The sequence below is a fragment of the Aquimarina sp. I32.4 genome (assembly GCF_002924285.1).
Classification (GTDB): Bacteria; Bacteroidota; Bacteroidia; order Flavobacteriales; family Flavobacteriaceae; genus Aquimarina.
The window spans coordinates 53,281-79,339 of record NZ_PGUB01000002.1 but is presented as its reverse complement, the minus strand read 5'-3'; the positions used below and the strand labels follow the sequence as shown (position 1 = coordinate 79,339).

The following is a 26,059-nucleotide window of genomic DNA, read 5'->3' as shown; positions in this document are numbered from 1 at the left end:
AGACAATGAAAATCCTGAAACACAATTTCAATCTTCCGTTCAATATTATTCGTTGTAGTCATGTTGAATACGGCGTTAAAGATTTAGATGCTTCCAGAAAATTTTATGTAGATACACTGGGTCTAATAGAAACCGAAAGAACTAATGATGCTTTGTATCTAAGGTGCCTAGAAGAGCAACAACATCATTCGTATATTTTAAGAAAAACAGAAGAGCCATGTGTCGTGGCAGTAGGATTCAAAGTAGCTTTTGAAAAAGATTTGGATGCACTCAAAAAACATCTGGATCATAAAAATATAAAAACCGAATGGGTAGAAAAATACGCAGAAGACAGAACATTAAAAGTAACCACTCCTCAAGGATTTATATTAGAATTTTATGCTAGAATGAAAAAAGTAGCTCATAAGCTTCGTGAATATAAATCATATCAAGGAATGCATCCACAGCGGTTTGATCATTTTAATATCTTTACACCTAATGCGCAGGAAACCTATGAGTTCTTCGTAAATGAGTTAGGTTTCCGTTTAACTGAATACACCACCACAGAAAAAGGAGAAATGTGGGCCGCCTGGATGCATCGAAAAGGAAATGTGCACGATATGGCTTTGACCAACGGAGATGGCCCTAGACTACATCATTCTGCAATATGGGTACCTACTGCACTAAATATTATCCATTTATTGGATGTAATGGCAACATCTGGTTTTGTTGATAATATAGAGAGAGGCCCAGGAAGACATGGAGTATCCAATGCTTTTTTCTTGTATATCCTAGATCCTGATGGACATAGAATAGAAATATATACCTGTGACTACCTTACAGTAGACCCAGATCTGGAGCCTTTGGGATGGGATTTAGAAAACCCACAACGCCAAACATTATGGGGCGCACCTGCTCCTAGAAGCTGGTTTGAGAATGGGTCTTCATTTATAAATACCCCTATAAGAGAAGCCAAGATGGAAGCAAGACCTATCATAGCAAACTAATACCTATGCCACATATAACCCTAGAATATTCTACTAATGTTTCTATAGATTTTAATCATTTTTTTGAAGAGTTGAAAAATGAACTTATCGCAACAGGTCATGTTTCAGCATTAGGAGTAAAATGTAGAGCTGTAGCAGCTACAGATCATTATATAATCAACGGAAATAATGCTTATAAAATGGTAAACTTATTATTTCGATTAAGAGAAGGCAGGTCACTTGAAATAAGAAAACAAATATCACAAATAGGAATGAAATTATTAGAACAATATTTTCAGATAGAGATCGATAAAAAAGAAATTATTTTGTCTACAGAGATAAAAGAACTTGTAAAAGGATTAGATATTACCAAAAATGCGATCAGATAAACTATGAAACTTAATAATAACGACATACTACAAACTAGAGCCTATATTGATGGACAATGGGTATCTGATTCTAATCATAAAACATTTGATGTCATAAACCCTGTTGATGATTCATTCATTACAGAAGTAGCAGATTTAGGGAAAGTAGCAACCAGAGAAGCTATTGATGCAGCCAATAAAGCATTTATTGACTGGAAATCAAAAACAGCTACAGAACGATCAGAGTTTTTACGTAAATGGTTTGATTTACAAATTGAGCATGTAAAAGATTTGGCAAAAATTTTAACCCTTGAGCAAGGAAAACCTCTAACAGAAGCAGAAGGAGAAATACGTTATGGTGCTTCATTTGTAGAATGGTTTGCTGAAGAAGCAAAAAGAGTGTACGGTGATGTTATTCCTGGTCATACTCGAGATAAACGAATAATCACCTTAAAACAACCAATAGGCGTTGTAGCAGCAATCACGCCATGGAATTTCCCTAATGCCATGATCACAAGAAAAGTAGCTCCCGCTCTGGCTGCTGGATGTACGATTGTAGTAAAACCTGCAAAAAACACTCCTTTATCTGCTTTGGCACTAGCCTATTTGGCAGAAAAGGCAGGAATACCAAAAGGGGTTTTTAATGTGGTAACCTCTAGTGATTCTAGAGCAGTGGGAGGAGAATTGACGAGCAACCCTATCGTTAGAAAATTATCATTTACCGGTTCTACTCAAGTAGGTAAAATATTGATAAAACAATGCGCAGACACTGTTAAAAAAGTATCTATGGAGCTGGGAGGTAACGCCCCTTTTATAGTATTTGAAGATGCAGATATAGATAAGGCAGTTGAAGGAGTTATAATTTCTAAATACAGAAATGCTGGACAAACCTGTGTTTGTACCAATAGAATTTTTGTTCATGAAAGTGTACAGATAGAGTTTACAGCCAAATTAGCCAAAGCTATACAGAAATTGAAGGTAGGAAATGGATTGGAAGAAGGGGTTGAGATAGGTCCAATGATAGATCATCAAGCATTAGAATTTGTAGAAGATTTGGTAAAAGATGCGGTACAGAAGGGTGCAGAATTAGTCTATGGTGGAGCAAGAAATAATAAAGGTATTAATTTTTATAATCCAACATTACTTTGCAATCTTGATACTTCTATGAAAATATATAAAGAAGAAATTTTTGGACCTATAGCTCCTGTATTTTCTTTTAAAACGGAAAAAGAAGTGATACAAATGGCAAATGATACTGAGTTTGGATTAGCATCTTATTTCTATGGTAAAGATTATGCAAAAATATGGAGGGTAGCCGAAGCCTTGGAGTACGGTATGGTAGGCATCAATACAGGGTTGATATCCACAACCCTGGCTCCCTTTGGAGGAATTAAAGAAAGTGGATATGGGCGAGAAGGATCAAAATATGGTCTAGATGATTATCTGGAGCTAAAATACTTGTGTATTGGAGGGATAGAATAAAAATAATACAAACGTTTTTTAATTAATAAGAAAATGGCAATAATAGTAGAACCACAGGTTAAAAATTATATCAACGGCAAGTTTGAAATTAACAATCAAGACATTATGGATATTGTAAGTCCACTAGATGGTAGTATTATTTCTAACTTACCATTGTCTACATATCAAGATGTAGATATAGCTGTAAAATCAGCAATAAAAGCATTTCCATCATGGTCTTCAAAAACACTGAAAGAAAGAGTGCAAATATTTTTTAGATACCGAGTACTTTTAGAAGAAAACATTGACGAATTAACAAAATTAATTCAATTAGAAAATGGTAAAACTTATGCTGAAGCTAAAGCAGAAATCGAAAAAGGAATAGAATTGTGTGAATTCGCAGTGTCAATGCCTCAAATTATAGTAAACGAAATACAAGAAGTTAGCAGAGGTGTTGAATGTAAAATTGAACGTAAACCATTAGGAGTTGTTGCCTCGATAACTCCTTTTAATTTTCCTAACATGGTACCACATTGGACTATGCCAAATGCTATTGTTTTAGGGAATACTATGATAATGAAACCATCAGAATTGGTTCCACTCAGTGTTACTCGTATGGCAGAATTACTTAAAGAAGCAGGGCTTCCTGATGGTGTTTTTAATATTGTGAATGGAGGTAAAGAAGTAGTTGAAGCAATATGTGATCACCCAGATATAGAAGCTGTTTCTTTTGTAGGCTCTACCAAAGTAGCAAAGATTGTTTACAAAAGAGCAACCTCTAATTTGAAACGTTGTGTAGCCTTAGGTGGAGCAAAAAATCACCTAATAGTGTTACCGGATGCTAACCCCGAAATGACAGCAAATAATGTAGTAGCATCTATGGCAGGCTGTGCTGGTCAACGCTGTATGGCAGCATCTGTAATGGTTGGAGTTGATAAGGTGCAGCATATTATAGATAAAATGGTTGAAGAAGGAAAAAAAATGGTTCCAGGAGAAAATCTAGGAGCAATTATTAGTGCTGAAGCTAAGCTAAGAATAGAAAAATATATTACAGAAGCAGAAAAAAATGGAGCGAAAATTTTATTAGATGGTAGAGACGCAACGGTAAAAGGTAAAGAAGGAGGTTATTATGTTGGACCTACTATCATAGATCAAGTAACGGCTGATATGTCTGTGGCAAGAGAAGAGATTTTTGGCCCTGTTATTTCTATCATTCGAGCTAAAAATATTGAAGAAGCTATAGAGATAGAAAATGGCTCTGAATATGGTAATGCAGCAGCGGTATTTACACAAAGTGGTGGGTTAGCAAAACAAGTCATAGAAAAAGCTAGTGCAGGGATGATTGGTGTAAATATTGGTGTACCAGTTCCACGGGAACCCTTCTCTTTTGGAGGATGGAACGAATCAAAATTTGGAATAGGTGATATCACAGGACGTAGTTCAATAGAATTTTGGACACAAAATAAAAAGACGACCACCAAATGGAATCCTCAAGCACAAACCAATTGGATGAGTTAATGGCTTTTTCTTGTGAAAATAAGAATGGATATGTCATGTGAACATGAATCTGAGTTGAACTAATAAATTTTATTTCTAAAAACTAAATATAAATGTCTGACAAAACTATACAAAACAACCTTGATTATACTTTATTTTCTTGGTCTAAACAAGGAGAGCTGAATCCTATTAACGCTTCTTGGGCCAAGGGATCTCATGTATTTGATGAAAATGGTAAAAAATATTTAGACTTTTCTTCCCAATTAATGAATGTAAATATTGGTCATGGTAATCAACGTATTACAGAAGCTGTAACTAAACAAATGCAGAAACTGAGTTTTGTTTATCCAGGTATGGCAACGGATGTTCGTGGACAATTAGGGAAAAAATTATCAGAGATTTCACCAGGTAACCTTAACAAAACATTTTTTACTCTTGGTGGCGCAGAAGCTATAGAAAATGCTATTAAAATAGCAAGAATGTATACTAAACGTCATAAAATTATTACTCATTATCGTTCGTATCACGGAGCTACTAATGGTGCAATGAGTGCAGGTGGGGATCCAAGAAAATTTCCTGTAGATAGTCAGGCAATGCCCAATGTAGTACATGTAGAAAATCCTTATGCCTATCGTTGCCCTTGGAATTCATCCTCAATTGATGAATGTGGTAAGCGTGCTATTGCTCATTTGGAACGAGTAGTACAGTTTGAAAACCCCAACGCTATTGCTGCGATTCTATTTGAAGGTGAATCTGGTTCTTCTGGTTGTATTAAATACCCTCCCATGTATCTGAAAAAAGTAAGAGATATATGTGATAAGTATGGGATACTTATGATTGATGATGAAGTAATGAGCGGTTTTGGTAGAACAGGAAGAATGTTTGGGATTGATCATCATAATGTAACACCTGATATTATGTGCATAGCAAAAGGATTAACCTCTGGTTATTTACCTCTTGGAGGGGTTATCGTTACTGATAAAATTGCAGACTACTTTAATGATAATCCTTTGACCATTGGATTAACCTATTCAGCACATGCAGTTTCCTGTGCTGCAGCATTAGAGAACCTAAAGATTATCGAAGAAGATAATTTAGTGCAAAAAGCTGCCGAAACTGGTAAATATATAGAAGCCCAAATAGAAAAAATGAAAGAGAAACACCCATCTATTGGTGATTTTAGAAATACTGGATTATTGGGATGCATTGAGTTGGTAAAAAACAGAGAAACCAAAGAACCCATTACTCCTTGGAATGCAAAGCCTAATAAAATGGAAGTGACCAATAAAATAGCTGCCAAACTCAAAGAGCTAGGTATGTTTACTTTTGTACGTTGGAACTGGATTTTTGTAGCACCTCCTTTAACGATTAGTAAAGAAGAAGTTGATCAAGGTTTAGAAATTATCTCACAAGCTATTTCTATAGCAGATAAATATTATAATAACTGATTATTTAAATATGCTAGCTCCTGAATTTTAATTTTTCGGGGCTTCGTATGGTAGATATAGAATTAAATAAACATAAAATTATGATTACCAAGTATAGTATACTATTTCTTTATTTCGCAATATTATTTCTAATAGGTTATTTTGCTTCTAAAAAAATAAAAGATACCAAAGATTATTATGTAGGTGGTAAAAAACTTGGTTTTTGGGTAGTGGCGTTTTCTGCTAGAGCAACAGGAGAATCTGCTTGGTTATTATTAGGACTTACAGGGCTTGGAGCTATGGTCGGAGTCTCAGCATTTTGGGCAGTTTTCGGAGAAATAATAGGAGTTATCATTTCTTGGTTTTTAATGGCAGAACGCTTTAAAGAGTTATCAGATAAATATCGATCAATTACCATTCCCGATTATTTGGTCAGCCGTTTTAAATCAAGATCAAATACATTACGAATAGTAGCAGCTACTGCTCTATCATTGTTTGTTGTTATTTATGTCAGTGCACAGATTGATGCAACAGGATCTGCTTTTGAATCCTTTTTAGGATGGGACTATTTTACTGGAGCAATTGTGGGGTTTATTATTGTCTTGGCATATGTATTTACTGGTGGTTTTGTTGCAGTTGCGTGGTCAGATCTATTTCAGGGATTAGTCATGCTACTAGGGTTGATACTTTTGCCGATAGTCGCTTATTTTTCAATAAGTTCTAATGTATCAATATCAGAAGAATTGACAAAGTTAGACCCTTCTTTTTTGAGTATTTGGGGTGGAGGTGAATTTACATTATTAGACTTTTTTACGATTTTAGGGTTTTTGTCTATAGGTATAGGCTTTATGGGGTCTCCCCAATTATTTGTTCGCTTTATGTCAATAAAAGATACAGCAGAAATTAAAAAAGGGCGTTGGGTTGCTATTGTATTTACACTCCTTACAGATTCATGCGCTGTATTAATTGGTGTCTATGGCAGATATTTACTCACTTCTATTGGGCAAGATCCAGAAACTATTTTGGGTAATGGAGCACAAAACGTATTACCCCTTTTGGTTGAACATATAATGCCCCTTACTTTGGTAGGAATTTACATTGCAGCCGTATTGTCTGCAATTATGTCTACTATTGACTCTTTGTTAGTGGTAGCATCCAGTGCTATCTCAAGAGATTTTTATCAGCAAATATTTAAACCAAAGAAAACAGAAAAAGAGTTGGCAAAAATTTCAAAAATTATTACGCTAATATTAGCTTTATTAGCATTAATGATAGCTATGATTGTTGCAATAACAATTCCAGGAAGAACCATCTTTTGGTTTGTAATATTTGGTTGGTCGGGTATTGCTGCTACCTTTTGTCCAACAATGATCTTGTCACTATCTTGGGAAAAATTTAATGAAAAAGGGGCTATTGCATCTATGATTACAGGGTTTTTATCAGTTCCTCTTTTTAAGTTTGTTTTTACTAATCTAGAAGGAGTAGGCGAGTATTTCGAGAAATTAGGAGAATTGGCACCATCATTTCTATTAGCTTTGATAGTTGGGATTATAGTTAGTTTTACTACATCTAGAAAATCATTTTAAAAAAAAGGGTTGATTATGTATGATAAATCCCAATCATCATTTTAAAATCATTTGTATATTTAGTTTCTATAATTACATTATAGAGTTATACAATAAGAATGATAGAAAAAAGAGAGAAAGGTTTGATTAAGAGAAATAATAGAGAAAGTACTTTTGCCATAGAACCTTTACCTACTGTTATTTCTGGTATAGAAAATAAAAATCAGGTTGATAAGCATTTATATAAAGAAATCATCTTTTTGTTTTCTGGAGAAGGTAAGCATAAGATCGACGATAAACTTATTGATTTTACTTCCGATACGCTATACCTTATAAATATTGGTCAAGTACATACTTTTATAGAAGGAAAAAATATAAAAGGCTATTCTATAAAATATAAAAATGAGTTTATCCCTTCTTCGGGATTGAGCTATAAGTCAAGTTTTTATTCTAAACTCAATGGGTATATAGCTGATCTTAATTATATAAAGTTATCCAAGAATGACATAGCAAATATAAAATCCCATTTTCAAAGTATCCTAGAGGAGTATAAACAACCAGATGAAGCATTCACAAGCAAAGCAATCGTTCAATACTTATTTGTGAGCTTTATGCTCAAAATAGAAAGGATAGCTCGTGAAATTGTTATTATAACTTCAAAAACAACAACCAGTAATCATAAAAAAGCATTGTATGTTAAGTTTTTGAGTTTACTCGAAGAAAATTTTATGACCAATCATAGTATGGACTTTTATACAGAAAAATTAAGCCTTTCTAGAAGGAAACTGTCTGATCTGGTTAAAGAATTTAGCGGGATCACTGCCAAAAGATATTTACTTAACCGAATTATCCTAGAAGCCAAGAGATTACTTGCGTATTCTAATCATAATCTAAAAGAGATTTGCTATGATCTTGGTTTTGAAAGCCCTGCTTATTTCTCGACATTATTTAAAGAAATGACAGGGAAAACTCCTAATGAATATCGTAAGATGCAACAGAAACAGTAGTTTTATCATTTTTATAACGATATTCATGCAATGCATGTTTTAAGATTGTAACCGCTTTTTTTATATCTTCCTGATTTAATACATAAGCGATTCTTACTTGATATCTTCCAAAAGATGAATTAGAATAAAATCCTGAAGCTGGAGCTATCATCACAGTTTCATGATTATAATGAAACTCTTCTAACAACCACTGTGCAAAATCGTCTGCATTACATATCGGCAGTTCTGCAATACAATAAAAAGCACCTTTTGGTTCTGCCACTTTTACATGCTTTATTTTCTTCAATTCAGTAATCAAAGTATCTCTACGCTCGCTATATTCTTGAGTGATTTTTTCAAAATATTCCTGAGGTGTATCCAGAGCTGCCTCACTGGCAATTTGTGCATAGGTTGGAGGTGATAACCTGGCCTGTGCAAATTTTAGTACAGTAGCCATAAAATCCTTATTTTTAGAAACAATACACCCGATTCTTGCTCCACACATGCTATATTTTTTTGAAACAGAGTCAATCATAATTGTATGATCTTTTATTTCTTTCTCTCTTAAGATCGAGTAATGCTCTGTATTGTCATAAATAAAGTCTCTATAAACTTCATCAGCAATTAAGAATAAATCATGTTTTTTTACCAATCGTGCTAATGTCCGTATTTCTTCTTTTGTATATAAATATCCTGTAGGGTTTCCTGGATTACAAATCAAAATAGCTTTTGTTTTATGAGTAATTAATTTTTCAAACTCTATAATTGGAGGGAGATCAAAATTAGTGTCAATTTTTGAAGTAACGGGAACTATTTTTAATCCAGATGCTACAGAAAAACCATTGTAATTTGCATAAAATGGTTCTGGAATAATGATTTCATCCCCCGCATCGGCAATACTAGAAAGGGTAAAAGATAAAGCTTCACTACCGCCAGTGGTTACCAAAATATCATCAGAAGATACATTGATATGATATTTTTTGTAATGAGCAGCAATTTTTTCTCGATAGGTTTCAGACCCTTCAGATCTACTATAGGCTAATATCTTTATGTTGTTATTTTTGACTGCATCCAAAGCTATTTGTGGAGTTTTTATATCTGGTTGCCCAATATTAAGATGATATACTTTTACTCCTCTTTTTTTAGCTTTTTCTGCAAAGGGAACTAGTTTTCTAATAGGAGACTGAGGCATAAGGTGCCCTTTTAAGGAAATAGTTGGCATGATAATCGTAATTAAAAAAGTATAATAACACTGGCAAGTGTAGTGGATAAATATATTTTATTTATGAGCCAGTGCTATTATATCTTGGATTAGTAATTAAATCAAATCTAGAGTAGTCTTTGTGGTATTATTCAGCTCCAATTTCAATCAAAGAAGATGTAAAAGCATCTATAAGAACATCCAATTCCTTTTTGTTTATAACCAAAGGAGGTGAAATGATAATTGTATTGCCAGAGGCTCTTACAAAAGCTCCCTTTTCGATCATTTTTTCATGAATTTTTGATACAATTTCCCTATTTGGTTTTTTGCTGGCTTTATCTTCAACAAATTCTATGGCTAGCATCAACCCTTTACCTCTGATATCTCCAATAGTTTTGTATTGGTTTTCTAGAGGTTTTAAGCTATCCATCAAATAAGTCCCCAATGTTTTTGCATTACCAGGTAAATCTTCTTTGATAACAATTTTTAGAGCTGCGATGGCTGCTGCACAAGCAACGGGATGTCCAGCATATGTATATCCATGTCCAATAGCTCCAAAAGAATCATTATTTTCTTTAAAAACATTGTCGATTCTCTCGTTGCATACGGTTGCTCCTAATGGAATATAACCTGAGGATATCCCTTTAGCAAGTGTCATAATATCAGGTTTCACTCCCCAACTTCGGCTTCCAAACATACTACCTGATCGCCCAAAACCTGTAACTACCTCATCTGCTATAAGCAATACTCCATATTTATCACAGATTTCTCTTACTAGTGGCATAAAATTATCAGGAGGTACAATTACTCCTCCAGCTCCCAATATAGGCTCCATGATAAATGCAGCAACAGTATCTGGGCTCTGAAATTGAATTTCACGCTCTAATAATTCGGCACATTTTTTTCCTAATGCTTCGGGATCTTCAGTATATGGATTTCTATAGGTCCAAGGAGCATCTATATGCGAGCATCCAGGTAATAGAGGTTCATAGTTTCTTCTAAAACGTGTATTACCATTTACAGAAGCGGCTCCAAAATGAGTACCATGGTATCCTTGTTTTAAAGAAATAAATTTAAACCGATCCTTCTGCCCCTCCATTTTCCAATATTGACGGGCAATACGCATTGCTGTTTCCATAGCATCAGACCCTCCTGAGCTAAACATAACACGTTTCATATTTTCTGGTTTCATCATTTCGATAAGCAAATGTGCTAGTTCGATAGAACGAGGGTGCGAGGTACCTTTAAATGTAGAGTAATATACCAATTCATCTAATTGATTGATGATGGCATCTTTTATTTCTTGTCGGTTATATCCGCAATTAATATTCCACAACCCAGCAACACCATCGATCATCTTATGCCCATTATTATCTTCTATGTACACACCTTCTCCTTTTTTGATAATTAAAGGTGGTTTTTTAAGCATATCATTTGGATGTCCCATAGGATGCCATTGTTCTTTACCATTCCATTCTTCTATATTTAATACTGTTGTATCCATTTCTATTTTTTTTAATTGTTGATTAAAACAGGTGTATCTATGTTCAATACATTTAGAATATATTGATAGCAAGCATCTGGCTGTGTAATATCAAAATGCAATGTTCTTAACCCACATTTCATAGCTCCTGCTATATTTCTTAATTGGTCATCTACAAACAATACTTCATTGGGTTGCAACTGTAGATTGTTTAAAGCTGTATTGTAAGCTCTAGGGTCTGGTTTTAAAATATCAGAATGTGTTGCGTCATAAAAGGTATCCAGATCATGTCTAAATGGGAGATTGTCTACAAAGTCCTTACCCGTAAATAATTCGATTTCATTGCTTAAAACACCCACTTTTAATCCTGCTTTTTTTACGATACTAATAACTTGTAATGCCTGTGGTCTTAATATTTCATTATAATTTGTTTTATCTCCCATAGATTTTAGTAAATCAAGCATGGACCAGTCTTTTTTTTCTATCAGTTCTCCGATTTCTTTGGCTCGGGTACCCCAATATTTACGTTCTGTGATCTCATCTTTTTGCATAGACATCCATAGAGGATCGCTTTTGGGGTCAAATGGCCCTTTCCATTTTAATATTCCTTTAGGTAAATTTAGATTATTTTCAATACTCTTTTGGCGTTCAAATAAGGATTTACTGATCACGCTACCAAAATCCAATAACAAAGCTTTTATATGAGTTTTCATGGTTGTTATATTATTTTAGAATAATTCCTTTTTCGATCCAGTCATCAAAAACATCTAATACTCTATCTGCAAATATTTGATCATTGATATGGCAATCTATCTCTTCAATATCTATGTTGGGTGTGTTCAGTGATTTCATCTCTTTAAAAAATACATTCAATGTTTCAGGGTCATATAACTCTTGTCCTTCTCTATCCCATTCTAATACACCTTTGAGAGGAAGTAATAATTTTGTTTTTCCTTTTGCTTTAGCAATTTTTTGTGTGATCTTTTTTGCTAGCTTTTGTAATTCTTTTTTATCCAGCACAACAGAAGAAATTAACCTGTTATGTACATGTGATGGCCTGTCTTTTAGTTTTTTTGGTGGTTTTTGCCAAGTAGGAACATCGACTATGTTGATAGAACCTGGTGCAATGATTTGAGGAATCCCATTCAATCCTGTGTTTTCTAAACGATCTTTCCCAGAAGTTACAATTGAATTAAACACATCGTTTACTACTTCTTGTAAACTGAAATCCAAAACGGCTGCAAATCGTTTTTTGCTCGCTAACCATTCTAATGCTCTTCCTCCTTGGCCAGTAGTATGAAATACAACCAATTCGAAACCTCGTTTTTCTAATTCTGGTTTTAAATACACCATGTATTTTAAGGCAGATTTACCCAAAGAACTCATGGCAACCAGTGGTTTATCTATTTTTAGTTTTTGTGAAGCTCTTGCAGCTCCCAAAACAGCACCACAAGCTTGCCTTAATACTGATTTACATATTTTGTTTATTCCGTATAAACCGCCAGACCAAAGCATCATTGATAAATCTGGAGAGATTCTTTCTGGAGGAATCAAGTGAGAAAAAGAGATTGTAGAAACAACGTATTTTGGAACTCCAAAAGGCAATGATGAAGCGACATCTAATGCCAAATCAGTACCCATAGTGCCTCCTAAAGCAATCATTCCATCAATTTCCCCTTCGCTATATAAGTAACTCACTAACTTAGAGGCTCCTTCAGCTGTTTTGGTCATTGCTTTATTTTCATCTCCTAATGCTATAATAGCTTTGTTAGTGGTATCAATGATTTTTGCAACATCATGTTTGCTATAATCTACTGTAAAATTAGGATCTCCTAAGACACCTACATCCATAACTTTAGGGGTTCCGCCTTGAGCTTCGATACAATTCTTCATGAATAATAATTCGTCAGATTTTGTATCTGCGGTACCAACGATAAGTATTGTTTTTCTTTTCATTACTTGTTTATTATTCGAGATTAAAAATAAAAATGATACAGAACTCTTCTTTACACAAAAGTGTAAGTAACATTTATGTTTTGTGTTTATTGACTAAGATTTCTTTCAAAAGTTTGTTAATGAGTATTCTTTTGTAGAACATCTTCTATCTTCAAAGGTGTCCAGAGTGGGACTCTTTGTTTATACTTGAGCCATATAAATGAATAGATGGCACATATAGAGAGTATGATAAAAAATGGGATATATATTTGTGATGGAGTCAAAAAAGGAGGTACCAAATAGAAAAAAGTGATAAACAATCCTGCAATTGCTAATAATTGAGGTATAGGATATAAAGGTGTTTTAAAGGGTCTTGATATATCAGGGTGTCTTTTTCTTAATAAAATAACTGATATGTTGATTAAAATATAAAAAAATATCCATGAACATATGGCGGCAAGAATCAATGCAAAAACACCATTTATGTCTGATCCTATGAGGTAAGACCCTAACATAGGTATTAGGGCGATAAAAATAATACCAACATAAGGGGTATTATATTTCTTATGAGTTTTTAAAAATAGTTTTGGTAAAACTCCGTCTAATGCCATTCCATAAAGGATTCTGGGAATGCTTGCTATAATAGTATTTATCAAGGCTATTGTTGCTATAAAAATAACCAGTACAAATCCCCATTTACCAATATTTCCTAAAACCGCATTGCCGTATACAAGAGCGCTTTCTGGAGTCTCTAATAATCTAGTATTTGTAGCACTATCCACAATCTCGTTTGGCACTAACCTAACGATACTAGTACCAAAAATAAGCATAGCTACTAATGACATGGTTAACCCAATAAACAAAGAATGTTTGATGTTCTTATTAGGGTTTTTCATGTCAGGAGCTAAAGGAGTTACATATTCTGCCCCTACAAAAAGGAATAACGTAAAGCCAACTAGTGTAAAAACAGCAGAGATATCATGACCAATTGAAGAATCACCCCACACAAAATCTAAATTGGTTTTAGGAATAATAATTAACCCAATAATTCCCAAAATTACCATTAAAATATACTTAGAATATGATAATACATTCTCTATGAGGGCAAACATATCAATTCCTCTAACATTTATAATTGCACATAGTATGACAATTCCCCAACCAATAACCCAGGAATTTTCAGGAGATATAAAAGAGGCGACTATAGGAAAATTACTTTGAGCAAATAACCCTGCGGCGGCTACTTCTGCAGATGATGCAAAAAAAGTTACAATCACATAAGATGCTAGTGTTGCGGTTACTCCCCAAAATCTACCCATAGCAATGGTAATATAATCATAGACTGCGCCAACAGTAGGTATAATACCTGCTAATTCTGCAAAACTGGTAGCCTGACACATCATTAATACATATGAAATTAGTAATGCAATAAAGAAAACATAGCCTCCCAAACTTATTCCTTGTGTAATGGTTAATAATGAAGATGCTAATAGCATCAACCCTAAAATAGATGCTATGCCTGTTGCTGTTCCTACCTTTTTATTGCTGTTACTCATATTATGCTAATGGTATTTTAAATTAATAAAAATAATGCCTATGGTAATATACTAATTTGACAGTAATCACTTAGTAAGCTATTACAACTGATTTTGATCTAGTAAAAGCTTCTATAGAAGCTTTACCTAGTTCATTGCCTATACCAGATTGTTTAAACCCTCCCAGTGGTAAATTAGGGTCTGATCGCACAGGAGAATTGACATAAATTATCCCAGCATTTAGTTTAGACAACACATGATGCATATTACTTACATCTTTTGTCCAAATACTTGCTGCTAACCCATAATGTGAATCATTTGCTTTTTGAATTAAATCATCTATCCCATCATAAGCAACGGCCACCAATACAGGTCCAAATATTTCTTGTTTCAGAATATCTATTTTATGATTATCAGGATTAGAAAATACAGTTGGTGCTACATAATACCCTTTATCATATAGTTTTTTCCCTCCAGCAATAACTTCTGCGCCAGCAGTTATCCCTGCATCTATATAATCCATTACATTATCCATATGAGTCTTGGATACCAGAGGCCCCATTTGTGAATTCGCATCCATACCATTACCTACTTTCATTGCCTTTGCTACTTCACCAATATCACTTAACAAGGTATCATATTTTTGTTTGGGCAGGTATATTCTTGATCCAGAAACACATACTTGCCCCTGATTATAAAAAATGCCTTTGGCGGCTCCTTTAGGAATGGATTCCATATCAGCATCATCAAGTACTAATACAGGGTTTTTACCTCCTAGTTCTAATGTAAAATCTTTTAAATTTTGCGCTGCTTGTGTACCAATGGTTTTTCCTACCTGTGTAGAACCAGTAAATGTTATTTTATGAACTTTTGGATGGTTGATCAAGTAATTTCCTACTGTTGCACCTCTACCATTAACAATATTAATAACTCCATTAGGAATACCAGCTTCCTGAGATAATTCAGCGAGTCGTAGTGCGGTTAAAGGGGTTTCTTCTGATGGTTTAAAGACTACGGCACATCCACAAGCGAGAGCTGGAGCTATTTTCCAAGCATACATCATCATAGGCACATTCCACGGAGCAATAGCAGCTACAACTCCGATAGGTTCTTTTTGTGTGTATGCAAAATGCTCTGCACCACTTAAAGATACTCCTAATGTTGATCCTTCGATTTTGGTAGCCCATCCAGCGTAATATCTAAAACAATTTACGGTTGCCCCTACTTCTTTTTGGGCATCACTCAATAGTTTTCCATGTTCTGTTACTAGTAACTGACTTAATTCTGTTGCATGCTGCTCCATAATATCTGCATATTTTAATAAAACAGCTTCTTTTTTATTAGGGAGCATTTTATGCCAGTCACCTTGATAAATTTGGTGGTGTGCAGCATCTATAGCCATGTCTATGTCTGACGTTCCTGCTTCAGAAATGGTTTGTATCTCTTCTTCGGTAGCTGGATTGTATATCGTAAAGGTAAAGTCTGATGAACCATCAACCCATTTACCGTTTATAAAATTTGATTTCATTGTTTATTTAGAGAATTATTATAAATGTCTGGTTTCTGTCATGAGTAGATAAATAGTATCTATCTCATTGTAAATTTCTTTTCTGCCACTATGGCTACTTATTTATACTGATAAGAAAAGGAATGTCTCTGCTCAGATATTATTCTAGTACCTAGATAGTGTAGATAAAATCTGAAAACATCTACATCAAACTTATTCAACATTCTCATAAAGAAACTACATAAAAATAGATGTTTTGTTTAGGTTTTGTGCATATTTTAAATATGCCGTATTATTTTGCTTCTTTTCGTTTAAATAGTAGGCTATATATTTTATTTGTTATCATAAGCAGTTGGTGTATTAGGGAGTATCACATTGTTTGTTTCTTCATATTCTTTCCATATATTTTTCATTTCTTTTATAATTTCTGGAGCTTCTGCTACGATATCGTTTTGTTCACTGATATCAGTTTTCAGGTTATAAAGCTTCCAATTTCCTGAGCCAAAAGGTTTTTCCATTTTATTAGCTTTCCAAAACCCTTTTCTATTCCTATTCCACCATATAGTTCCCATACATGAGCTGTAAATTCATAATGCGAACAGCATTATAAGAGTTCATAATATTTAATAGAGAAACCCCTTCTATTGGATGATTTTTTTTATGATTGTAGGTGTTATTAGCAGGAAAACCTACATTGGTTATTTCTAAAAATGTTGGGGCTAAATCTTTTATTGATACAAATTTATTATATACCTTGTTTTTTGTATCTGAATATGACAAAGGTGGTTTTATAACCATGGGGCAACCTACACCACCTTCTGTACTAAATGCTTTATAATATTTAAAATGAACACTACCTACATACGCCCATTCTTTGCCTAGTAAAGTATATGAATCTTTTTTGCCGATATTTTCGTAGCTGTTATCAAATGTCTGATCAACCCATTGTTTAGTATTTTTATAATTAAGGCTTGAATTCCCTTCGATACTGTTATCAGACAACATCTTTCTTTGATTGCATCTCCCATAATTACGCAAACAGTTGATTTAATTAATTTTCTAATCTGTTATATTTTCTCAGCACTTTTTTTAATAAATCATGAGGTAATGAATATGCTTTATTTCCATTAATACCTTCCATAGTTTCCGCTGCAATCATTGCATTTACAATTGCTTCTTCTACCGCTTGTATGGTTCCTTCAAAGAGAGGAGTTATCATATCATTGGGCAACGTGTATACTTGTGTAGTTTTTGATCTACTGAAAGCCTGTTCATTTGCTGTAGAAAAAGCCAAAAATATGTCTCCAGATCCATTGGCCCCTTTACCTCCTAAGCTTCCTATTCCTATAGGTACTCTATGTGCAATTCTTTTAAGTTGATGAGGTAGTAGAGGAGCATCTGTTGCCACAATCACAATAATAGAACCATCTCCTTCTTTTCTGTTTTTTCTATTGGATGGAGGTCCCTTTAACTCCAGATTAAGTGTATCTTTCAGTTCCTTGCCTACTGGAACACCAGCAATGGTAAGATTTTTTTTTGCCCCAAAATTAGATTGTACTAATACTCCTATTGTATATGTAGTGCTATCAATTGTTATTTTTCTCGAGGAAGTCCCTATACCTCCTTTAAATCCTAAGGTGAGCATGCCTGTTCCACCACCAACATTACCCTCTGCAACTTTACCTCCTGAGGCATTATCAATAGCTTCAATTACATTTTTTTCTTTTACATGAAATCCATAGATATCATTGAGAAAGCCATCATATGTTTCTCCTACTAAAGGGTAGGTATACCACCAATCTTCATTACCATACCAATTGGTATCTACATACCATTTTAAAACAGCATCTCTTACTATGCCTACACTATTTGTATTGGTTATCATAATAGGAGTTTCTAAAAAACCTGATTCAGTTACCCATGTAGTACCAGTCATTTCTCCATTACCATTTAGACTATACCAATTAGCATGTACTGGGCTAAATTTTTTGTTTTTCCCTCTGGGAAATATTGCTGTAACTCCAGTTCTTACAGGACCTTTACCAACTATATTATCTCCTTTTCCTAAAATTATAGTACTATGCCCAACTTCAACACCTTCAACATCTGTAATAGCGTTGTATATTCCAGGTGTCCCAGAAAAAGGAACACCCAAATCTCTTGCTCTTGGTTTTTGAGCGATAATAACCATGGTCTGTATAATCCAAAATGATACAGTAATAAAGAATTTTACTTTCATATTTTATTTATAAAATGAACGAATCGGTTTTCTTGTTATGCTCAAAATAAAGTTTTTTAGGCTATTAAATTGATCTTTTAACAATATTGCTTGAAATATTCTAAAATTTATATCTTAAGCTCATACCGTATGATGATGGTCTTCCTACTGCGTAACGATATCTTCCAAAAGGAATGGCTGACAATGAAGTTATATCACCAAAATTAGCTATTTCATTTGTAAGGTTTTTACCAAATATGGCAATATCAAATTTAGGAGAGGAATATCCGATTCTTGCATTTAAAATACTAAAAGCATCAAAGACAAATTGTGGTTCAGTCTCTGGAGAAAATGTATTTACCCGTTCTCCTGTATGTTGAAAATCTAATCTATAGAACATAGATTTATTAGACTTTATCTCGTGTGAGTATTGAATGTTTGCACTAGCAGTGATATCTGGTACATTGAGTACTTTGTCTCCTTTTTCTGATCCAGTGAGTATACTACCTTCTTCGACCTCGGCTTTTACATACCCTACAGCTCCTCCAATTTGTAAATTCCTAGTCACTTTTCCTTTTACTTCCAAATCAAAACCAGTAATAGTTGCTTTACCAATGTTATCTACAAAAATAAATCCTAAGGGAAGGAATACTCGTTGCTGTAAATCGTTCCATACAGTATGAAATATGGATGCATTTGCCACCAATCTGTTTTGTAAGAACGTATTCTTGCTTCCTACTTCATATGTCCATAAAAAATCTGACTCAAAAGTTCTGGGGGCTTCTTCTAACCCTAAAGCATTTAAGTCTGCTTCGGCAAAGATTACAGGTACAATACCATTTGCCCCTCCAAGACGATATCCTCTGGTAGCACTACCATAGAGTAAGCTTTTATCACTAATTGTATACGTTAAATTAAATTTAGGAGTAAACCCATCATCTGTAATCTCTTCATCAGTTGGGATCCCACCTCCTGCTGCGACAAAACCTCCTAATTTTTGTTTAAGATCTTGCTTATATGAAAAGTACCGTAACCCAAATGTTGCTTTTAATTTGGGGGTAATATCCCAATAGGCTTCTCCAAACAAAGCAAACTCATTTGTTTTAAAATCGGTATCTTGAGAAAACCATATAAAGTTTTCTGCTGCAATAATGTCTTGTAAATCGGGTAATCCTATATTACCAAAAAAGTTTGATAAAGCTCCTAAATATGCATTTCTAGGCTGTACTCCATTAAATTTAGAACTTTCTGAGCTAAAGAATAGTCCAGCTGTAAAATTAAACTTCTTATCTTCATCATTCAAAGAATATCTTAATTCTTCAACAACTTTGGTTAATTCTCCTGTACGTTCCATAAACTCAGGGTAGAAATACGCTTCAGACAGGTCGGCAAAATCTCCGTTTTCATCAAAGGGTGTTAATTCTGTGCTTGAATTACCAGAGTTTTCACGCTCTGTCACATCCTCCATATCAAATTGATTTACCTCACTAAAGGAGAAATTATTTGTTAGTTGACCATGTTCACCCAAAGAAAACTGTGTTAATAAACTACTATGTAATAGTTCTAATTCATATTTTTCGTCAATACCACCAATTCTGTATTGATCAAAATTATCTGGTTTAAAATCTGCAAAATCAAATCCATCTCCTTCAGTTTTTTGGTAGATGAATTTAGGTACGATTTTTATATTCTCATTTGGATATATACCAAGAGCAGCATTAACCCCATAACTAGTTTCATCATCTACATTTTCTTTTATTGCCTCTCCATCTTTCCACCCATGAGCGTCACTTACATCACTGTCTTGTAGCACTATGGGTATAGGTGCTCCAGAAAAAGGAATACGACCACCACTACCATCTGGATTATCCCATACAGCACCTGGATTAGCACCTGTTCCGTCTCCCGTATTTAAAGGGAAGCCATTAAAATGTGTTTGTCTTTTTCTATCAAATACTCCTGTCTCAAAAGCATAAAAAGTACCGAGTCGTAATGCTAATTTTTCTTTAGCAATAGGAATATTAAGTACTCCTTGAAAGCTATAATCTGCATCACCTTCTTTGACCGTAGCTCCTGATACATCAATAACTCCTGAAGTTTTATATGCATTGGGTTGATTAGTGACCACTTTTACTGCTCCTCCCATGGTATTTGAACCATATAATGTTCCTTGTGGTCCTCTCAATACTTCTATTCGATCGGTATCAAATAATCTGGGGTCAGCAAATTCAGGAAGAGGTGTTTCATCCAAATAAAAAGCGGTAGTGTTGGTTCCTGAAATTCCTCTTATTGCTATATTTCTTCCTGATGATCTCCCATCACCAAAACCTGCTCCTCCACCTCCAGAGGCACTCACACTAAGATTCGGAATACTCGGAAAATAATCTTCTGCTTTTACAGAACCTGTTCTTGCTAATTCTTTTGCTCCTACTGCGGTAATACTCAAAGGAACATCTTGTGATCGTTGCGTCGTTTTGTTTGCAGTAACAACAATGTCTTCTAATTGAAAAGCATCTTCTTCTAAAGCTACATTAACTGTAGTCATGTCGTTAGTTACACTTATTTCTTTTGTTCTAAACCCCAAAAAGCTAATGATCAACGTTGGGTTATTACTAGTTGATTCGATAGTAAAATTACCATTGAAATCAGAAGTTGTTCCAGTAGTAGTTCCCTCTATGATTACAGATGCTCCTGGGATTAAATTCCCCGAAATATCAGATACCTGACCAGTAATCGTTTTTTGTGACAATACAGTACTTGCCCATAGTAAGACAAGCATGAGTAATACTTTTTTCATAATGACAAATTATTTTCTTTTTTCTTAACAAAATATCATTTATAAATATCATAAATTATTTTACACATAAATAATAAGTTAAAAAAGTGAGTTAATCAAAACCAAACTTAGATAACTTTATCGCTGAGGCATTACACAAAAATGAATGTTTAATTTAAGTTTTGTGTTAAGCTGTAAGAATTAAAAATAGTAATTGTAACTCATGATATAGAACCCTATACCATTAATTACCTTATAATTCTTATACTTCTATATCTATCTTTTTTATGTACACCTAACCGAATATTGATAGATGATCGGTTATTTTGGGTCAAAAACTGTGTGAAACAATAAAAAAAGCTACTTGGAGTAATTCTCTACTGCAAAAACGCCCCAATTTGCTATTGACTGTATTACAGGGATCAGCGTTTTCCCTAACTCAGTTAGAGAATACTCAACTTTTAATGGTGGTTTAGATCTATATACCTTTCTTTTTATAATTTCATCTTCTTCTAATTTCTTTAGCTGTAAACTCAAAGTACGTTCTGTAACATTTGGCATCTTTTTTCTTAGTTCGTTGTATCGTAAGGTACCCTCAATTAGATAGAATAAAATTACTGTCTTCCACTTTCCTCCTATCACTCCCATTGTTAAACTTGTACAACAGGGGTATTCTTTTCCTTTAAATTTATTCATATTTTCAATTAAAAAATTAAACTATCCTTTTTGACCGTTATTGCAAGGGCAAATTACTATAATTACTTTTACAACTATAATAAGTATAGTATAAAAAATGAAATAAAAATGGATATACCAAATTTCTCTAAAAAAGACATTCTCAGCGCTTTTCAATTTAGACATGCTACAAAAGAGTTTGATCCTCATAAAAAACTATCTGATGATGATATCAACTTTATTTTACAAACCGCAAATTTATCTCCGAGTTCATTTGGGTTTGAGCCTTGGCATTTTATAGTAGTTCAAGACCCTGAATTACGTGAGTTATTAAAACCTGTAGCTTGGGGAGCTCCTTTAAAATTGGATACAGCAAGTCATTTTGTTTTAGGATTAAGTATGAAAACTCCAATGACCAAATGGGATTCTGATTATATTATGCAAATGATGAAAGAGGTAAAGCAATTTCCAGAAGATGTGGTTGAAATGTATTCTAAGTTTTATAGAGAGTTCCAAGAACGTGATTTTGATCTGGATACTGATAAAAAACTATTTGATTGGGCTTCAAAACAAACTTACATAGCACTAGGTAATATGATGACTGCAGCGGCCTTAATAGGAATTGATAGTTGCCCTATAGAAGGATTTCATCAAGCAAAAGCTGAGACTTTATTACATGACAAATTTGGAGTAGATACAGAAAAGTATGGTTTATCTTATATGGTCGCATTTGGTTATAGAAAAGAAGCACCACCACACCCAAAGTCAAGAAGAGATTTTAAAGATATCGTTTCCTGGAAGTAATGATTGTTTCTAAAATAGGAAATTATTATTATATAAACTTTTTCAATTAAACATAGAAAAAGAGGTTTCCCATTCATCATAAATCACTATTTATTTATTCATAAACAACACCATATGACTAACGAAGTTTAATAGTTATTTTATTACAGTTATTAAATCCTTTTAAAGCATTGTTTTTAAAGGGGTTTAATAGCATATTTTTCTTCCTTGAAGTAAAAAATGTACTCTTTTTTTGGTTCTTAAAGCTGATATTGATTTCTATTCATCTTCTCTACACTTGTTAAATAAAATATAATCCTCACAGAACAACTCTTTTTGTTTAATTTTTGTTTATTTTTGTTAAACAAAATACTATATTTTCTTTTTACGAGCATTTATTATGCTATGTCAAAATTATGAAAGAACCTAAACCATCCGTTCTTTATTAGTTTATAGATTTTACAATACAGAGTTGCCAATTCTTGATTCACATAGTATAGGTATTCTCTATTCATTTAATTTTTAACATCTTGAAAAAAGTTTTATGTTTAAAAACAAATTAGTTCGATTCTTTATTTTTTTGTTGTGCAACTTTGCTGCTCTGGGACTCGGTATTTTCTTGATGCAAGATGGTCCAAGAACAAATTGGTACCTAGAATTAAATAAAGCACCTTGGACACCTGCAAACTGGGTTTTTGGTACTGCTTGGTCTGCTATTATGGTTTTCTTTTCATTTTATATGACTAAACTTAGTTTTCAATATCAATTTCTAGACAAGAAACTAATCATATTATATACTATTCAATGGATATTAAATGTCGGATGGAACTTTTTGTTCTTTAATAAGCACCTCATAATAACAGCTTTGTTTGCTATTATTTTTCTTTGGCTATTAATTGGTTATTTTACTTTTGAGCACCAAAAAAAGCTTCGTTTTTATACTTTATTCATACTCCCTTATTTAGTTTGGATGACTATTGCCACTAGTCTAAATGCATACATTGTTTTTAATAATTAAATCAAAATTATGGCTCGAAAAAAAAATATAACATCAGAAAAGATCATAGAATTATACATGGATGAGGTGCTGACAGGTGAGACCTCTTCAACTGTTTATGCTTTTTCCAAAAAACACAATTTTGATGAAAGTGATTTTTACACCTACTTTAGTAGTTTTGAGACTTTAGATAAAAATATTTTTGCAATCTTTTGTTCAAAAACAATTGAAATGTTATTACAAAATGACGATTATAAAAATTATGATTCAAAAAGTAAATTGCTAAGTTTTTATTATACTTTTTTTGAACTTTTGACTGCCAATAGATCTTTTGTTTATATTAAACTCAAGACTAATAAAAACAAACTAGAATCACTAAAGTTATTATCCAAATTACGAGGAGAATTTACTGAGTTCATTCATAGAGAGATTCACACAGACAATATAGATTTTAAGAATAAGACAATTAACAAGATACAAGAACATGGTATTGTAGAAAGTTCTTGGTTACATCTATTATTCACACTCCAGTTTTGGCTAGAAGACGAATCTGTAAATTTTGAAAAAACAGATGTTTTTATAGAAAAATCTGTAAAAGCAAGCTTTGACTTAAAGGATACTACTCCTATACAAAGTGTATTTGATTTTGCTAAATTTTTGTGGAAAGAAAAAATGCCAGCAATATGAAAAACATAGATAATATTCCTACCTCAAAAATTCAACGTGCATCAAAATTGCTAACGACAGGATTAAAAGTCGGGGTTAATTATGCTAAATATTATGGAGAAAAAATTGTAAAAACAGAAGAAGAAGCAAAAGAAAACTTAAATGAAGCAAACGCTACGGATATTTATGATGGATTAAAAACCTTAAAAGGTTCTGCGCTAAAAGTAGCTCAAATGCTAAGTATGGAAAAAAATATTTTGCCAAATGCATATGTAGAAAAGTTTTCTTTATCTCAGTTTTCCGTTCCTCCATTATCCCCTCCTTTGGTCGTAAAGACATTTAAAAAGTATTTTAAAAAAACACCTCATGAAGTCTTTGACACTTTTACAGAAAAATCTGTAAATGCTGCAAGTATTGGTCAAGTACATAAAGCTACAAAAAACAAAAAAGAGCTGGCAGTAAAAATTCAATATCCTGGAGTAGCAGAAAGTATTTCTACAGATTTAGCAATGGTAAAACCTATTGCCATGAAAATGTTCAATATCAAGGGAGAAGGTTCTGATGAGTATTTCAAAGAGGTAGAAAACAAATTAATTGAGGAAACTAATTACGTTTTAGAACTTGCACAAAGTAAAGAAATGGCAGATAAGTGTAGTAAGATATCTAATTTAAAATTCCCTAATTATTACCCTGAGTTGTCTTCAGAAAAGATTTTGACCATGGATTGGATGGATGGCCTTCATCTTTCTGAATTTCTACAGAATAAAAATTCTACCGATGCTTTAAATAAAATCGGACAAGCACTATGGGATTTTTATATGTATCAAATGCATGTGTTAAAAAAAGTGCATGCTGATCCTCATTCAGGTAATTTCTTAGTATCAAAGAACAACGAGTTGATTGTGATTGACTTTGGGTGTATCAAAAAAGTACCAGACAGTTTCTATATTCCTTATTTTGAATTGGCTAAAAAAGAAAACATTGAAAATCCAGCCTTTTTTGAAAAGAAATTATATGAATTAGAGATTTTGAGAAATGATGACTCCCCAAAAGAAAAAGGTTTTTTCAAGTCCCTTTTTCATGAAATGTTATCACTTTTCACACAACCTTTTCATCAAGAAGTATTTGATTTTTCGAATGAAGATTTCTTCAATAAAATAGCGACATTAAGTCAAAAATATTCTAAAAGCACAGAGCTTAAAAAAATGAATGGTAATCGTGGTTCCAAACATTTTATCTATATCAACAGAACCTTTTTTGGGTTGTATAACCTAATGCATGATTTACAAGCAAAAAATATAAAAATAGATAACTACAAAAACTTATAATGCATTTTACAAGAGCGCATATTGATTCCTTAGAACATTTATACAAAATAAATTTTGTGAATAGTTTGTCTGGTTATAAATCAGCAAACCTAATAGCAACCAAATCCAAAGAAAAAATAAGTAATGTTGCTGTATTTAGTTCTGTAGTACATTATGGTTCTAATCCTCCAATTTTGGGTTTTCTACTTAGACCTACAACAGTAAAAAGAAATACATATGATAATATAAAACAAACATTATTTTATACAATTAATCATATCACTTCTTCTATTACAGAAGATGCACATCATACATCTGCAAAATACGCCTCAGAAATTTCTGAATTCGACAAAACAGAACTCTCAGAAGAGTATAAAAATGGATTTTATGCGCCTTTTGTAAAGCAAAGTTCAGTACAAATAGCCATGAAGTTTTTAGAAGAATATCATATAAAATCTAATGGAACTATATTGGTATTAGGAGAAATTATAGATGTGTACATAGATGATCATTTGGTTAAAGAAGACGGTTTCGTTAATCTTACTGATGCAAAAACGATGGCTATCAATGGGTTAGATACTTATGTGCTTCCAACAAAAAAAAACGATTACCATATCAAAGGCCTAAATAATTTAAATATATAAAGCTTGTTATTACTACCTTTATAAGGGATATATCCTTTTAATTAAAAAATTATAAAAGCAAGA

General features: G+C 33.2%; 23 protein-coding genes. 12 read left to right on the top strand and 11 right to left on the bottom strand.

All coding sequences use genetic code 11. The features are described 5' to 3' along the window. Positions 1–5: 5 nt before the first annotated feature. The 7 genes from hpaD (at position 6) to CVD18_RS00760 (ending at position 8,290) form a co-directional block, all read left to right on the top strand. Entirely contained in the window at positions 6–986 is a 981-nt protein-coding gene (gene hpaD, locus CVD18_RS00790; protein WP_103863547.1) for a 3,4-dihydroxyphenylacetate 2,3-dioxygenase, read from the top strand. Between the two features lie 5 nt (positions 987–991). Further along, positions 992–1,354, top strand: a complete 363-nt coding sequence (locus tag CVD18_RS00785) for a 5-carboxymethyl-2-hydroxymuconate Delta-isomerase (RefSeq protein ID WP_103863546.1) — start codon at positions 992–994, stop codon at positions 1,352–1,354. A 3-nt stretch (positions 1,355–1,357) separates the two neighbouring features. Next, positions 1,358–2,815, top strand: a complete 1,458-nt coding sequence (locus CVD18_RS00780) for an NAD-dependent succinate-semialdehyde dehydrogenase (RefSeq protein WP_103863545.1) — start codon at positions 1,358–1,360, stop codon at positions 2,813–2,815. 33 nt (positions 2,816–2,848) lie between these two features. Beyond that, positions 2,849–4,312 carry a CoA-acylating methylmalonate-semialdehyde dehydrogenase gene (locus CVD18_RS00775; RefSeq protein ID WP_103863544.1) on the top strand — a complete coding sequence of 488 codons (1,464 nt, stop codon included), beginning with the start codon at positions 2,849–2,851 and terminating at the stop codon, positions 4,310–4,312. Positions 4,313–4,404: 92 nt separating this feature from the next. Then, entirely contained in the window at positions 4,405–5,739 is a 1,335-nt protein-coding gene (locus CVD18_RS00770) for an aminotransferase class III-fold pyridoxal phosphate-dependent enzyme (protein ID WP_103863543.1), read from the top strand. Positions 5,740–5,819: 80 nt separating this feature from the next. After that, positions 5,820–7,304, top strand: a complete 1,485-nt coding sequence (locus CVD18_RS00765) for a sodium/proline symporter (protein WP_103863575.1) — start codon at positions 5,820–5,822, stop codon at positions 7,302–7,304. 98 nt (positions 7,305–7,402) lie between these two features. Beyond that, complete coding sequence (locus CVD18_RS00760; RefSeq protein WP_103863542.1) at positions 7,403–8,290, top strand: helix-turn-helix transcriptional regulator; 888 nt, start codon at positions 7,403–7,405, stop codon at positions 8,288–8,290. Here the strand turns inward: CVD18_RS00760 and CVD18_RS00755 are convergent. The 11 genes from CVD18_RS00755 to CVD18_RS00705 all read right to left on the bottom strand — a co-directional run bounded on the left by CVD18_RS00755 (position 8,256) and on the right by CVD18_RS00705 (position 21,620). After that, positions 8,256–9,491: a pyridoxal phosphate-dependent aminotransferase gene (locus CVD18_RS00755; protein ID WP_103863541.1), complete on the bottom strand. Its 1,236-nt coding sequence runs from the start codon at positions 9,489–9,491 to the stop codon at positions 8,256–8,258. The two genes, CVD18_RS00760 and CVD18_RS00755, sit on opposite strands and share 35 nt — an antisense overlap. Before the next feature lie 127 nt (positions 9,492–9,618). Further along, positions 9,619–10,974 carry an aminotransferase class III-fold pyridoxal phosphate-dependent enzyme gene (locus tag CVD18_RS00750; RefSeq protein ID WP_103863574.1) on the bottom strand — a complete coding sequence of 452 codons (1,356 nt, stop codon included), beginning with the start codon at positions 10,972–10,974 and terminating at the stop codon, positions 9,619–9,621. A gap of 11 nt (positions 10,975–10,985) precedes the next feature. After that, positions 10,986–11,666, bottom strand: coding sequence for an HAD-IA family hydrolase (locus tag CVD18_RS00745; protein WP_103863540.1), 681 nt, complete (start codon positions 11,664–11,666; stop codon positions 10,986–10,988). A 10-nt stretch (positions 11,667–11,676) separates the two neighbouring features. Further along, on the bottom strand, positions 11,677–12,909 hold the full coding sequence (locus CVD18_RS00740; RefSeq protein WP_103863539.1) for a Tm-1-like ATP-binding domain-containing protein: 1,233 nt from the start codon (positions 12,907–12,909) through the stop codon (positions 11,677–11,679). A gap of 116 nt (positions 12,910–13,025) precedes the next feature. After that, the gene (locus CVD18_RS00735) at positions 13,026–14,444 is read right to left on the bottom strand and encodes an APC family permease (protein ID WP_103863538.1); all 1,419 of its coding nucleotides are present in this window, start codon (positions 14,442–14,444) and stop codon (positions 13,026–13,028) included. Positions 14,445–14,514: 70 nt separating this feature from the next. Further along, positions 14,515–15,951 carry an aldehyde dehydrogenase gene (locus tag CVD18_RS00730; protein ID WP_103863537.1) on the bottom strand — a complete coding sequence of 479 codons (1,437 nt, stop codon included), beginning with the start codon at positions 15,949–15,951 and terminating at the stop codon, positions 14,515–14,517. Between the two features lie 311 nt (positions 15,952–16,262). After that, entirely contained in the window at positions 16,263–16,502 is a 240-nt protein-coding gene (locus CVD18_RS00725) for a hypothetical protein (RefSeq protein WP_103863536.1), read from the bottom strand. Then, complete coding sequence (locus tag CVD18_RS00720) at positions 16,480–16,935, bottom strand: hypothetical protein (protein WP_103863535.1); 456 nt, start codon at positions 16,933–16,935, stop codon at positions 16,480–16,482. The genes CVD18_RS00725 and CVD18_RS00720 overlap by 23 nt, the downstream gene beginning before the upstream one ends. 46 nt (positions 16,936–16,981) lie before the next feature. Beyond that, positions 16,982–18,169 (bottom strand): P1 family peptidase, encoded by a 1,188-nt coding sequence (locus tag CVD18_RS00715; RefSeq protein ID WP_103863534.1) that lies wholly within the window; start codon positions 18,167–18,169, stop codon positions 16,982–16,984. Between the two features lie 100 nt (positions 18,170–18,269). Further along, complete coding sequence (locus tag CVD18_RS00710; protein WP_103863533.1) at positions 18,270–20,945, bottom strand: TonB-dependent receptor; 2,676 nt, start codon at positions 20,943–20,945, stop codon at positions 18,270–18,272. Between the two features lie 339 nt (positions 20,946–21,284). Next, complete coding sequence (locus CVD18_RS00705; protein WP_103863532.1) at positions 21,285–21,620, bottom strand: helix-turn-helix domain-containing protein; 336 nt, start codon at positions 21,618–21,620, stop codon at positions 21,285–21,287. Between the two features lie 108 nt (positions 21,621–21,728). Here CVD18_RS00705 and CVD18_RS00700 point away from each other — a divergent pair, with 108 nt between their 5' ends. The 5 genes from CVD18_RS00700 to CVD18_RS00680 all read left to right on the top strand — a co-directional run bounded on the left by CVD18_RS00700 (position 21,729) and on the right by CVD18_RS00680 (position 25,996). Continuing rightward, entirely contained in the window at positions 21,729–22,403 is a 675-nt protein-coding gene (locus tag CVD18_RS00700; protein ID WP_103863531.1) for an NAD(P)H-dependent oxidoreductase, read from the top strand. A 523-nt stretch (positions 22,404–22,926) separates the two neighbouring features. Next, a complete protein-coding gene (locus tag CVD18_RS00695) occupies positions 22,927–23,400 on the top strand; it encodes a TspO/MBR family protein (RefSeq protein WP_103863530.1) in 474 nt (157 codons plus the stop codon). Between the two features lie 9 nt (positions 23,401–23,409). Then, positions 23,410–24,066 carry a TetR family transcriptional regulator C-terminal domain-containing protein gene (locus CVD18_RS00690; RefSeq protein ID WP_103863529.1) on the top strand — a complete coding sequence of 219 codons (657 nt, stop codon included), beginning with the start codon at positions 23,410–23,412 and terminating at the stop codon, positions 24,064–24,066. Next, positions 24,063–25,373 (top strand): AarF/ABC1/UbiB kinase family protein, encoded by a 1,311-nt coding sequence (locus CVD18_RS00685; RefSeq protein ID WP_103863528.1) that lies wholly within the window; start codon positions 24,063–24,065, stop codon positions 25,371–25,373. The genes CVD18_RS00690 and CVD18_RS00685 overlap by 4 nt, the downstream gene beginning before the upstream one ends. Beyond that, a complete protein-coding gene (locus CVD18_RS00680) occupies positions 25,373–25,996 on the top strand; it encodes a flavin reductase family protein (RefSeq protein WP_103863527.1) in 624 nt (207 codons plus the stop codon). Before CVD18_RS00685 ends, CVD18_RS00680 begins: the two co-directional genes overlap by 1 nt. Positions 25,997–26,059: the final 63 nt, after the last annotated feature.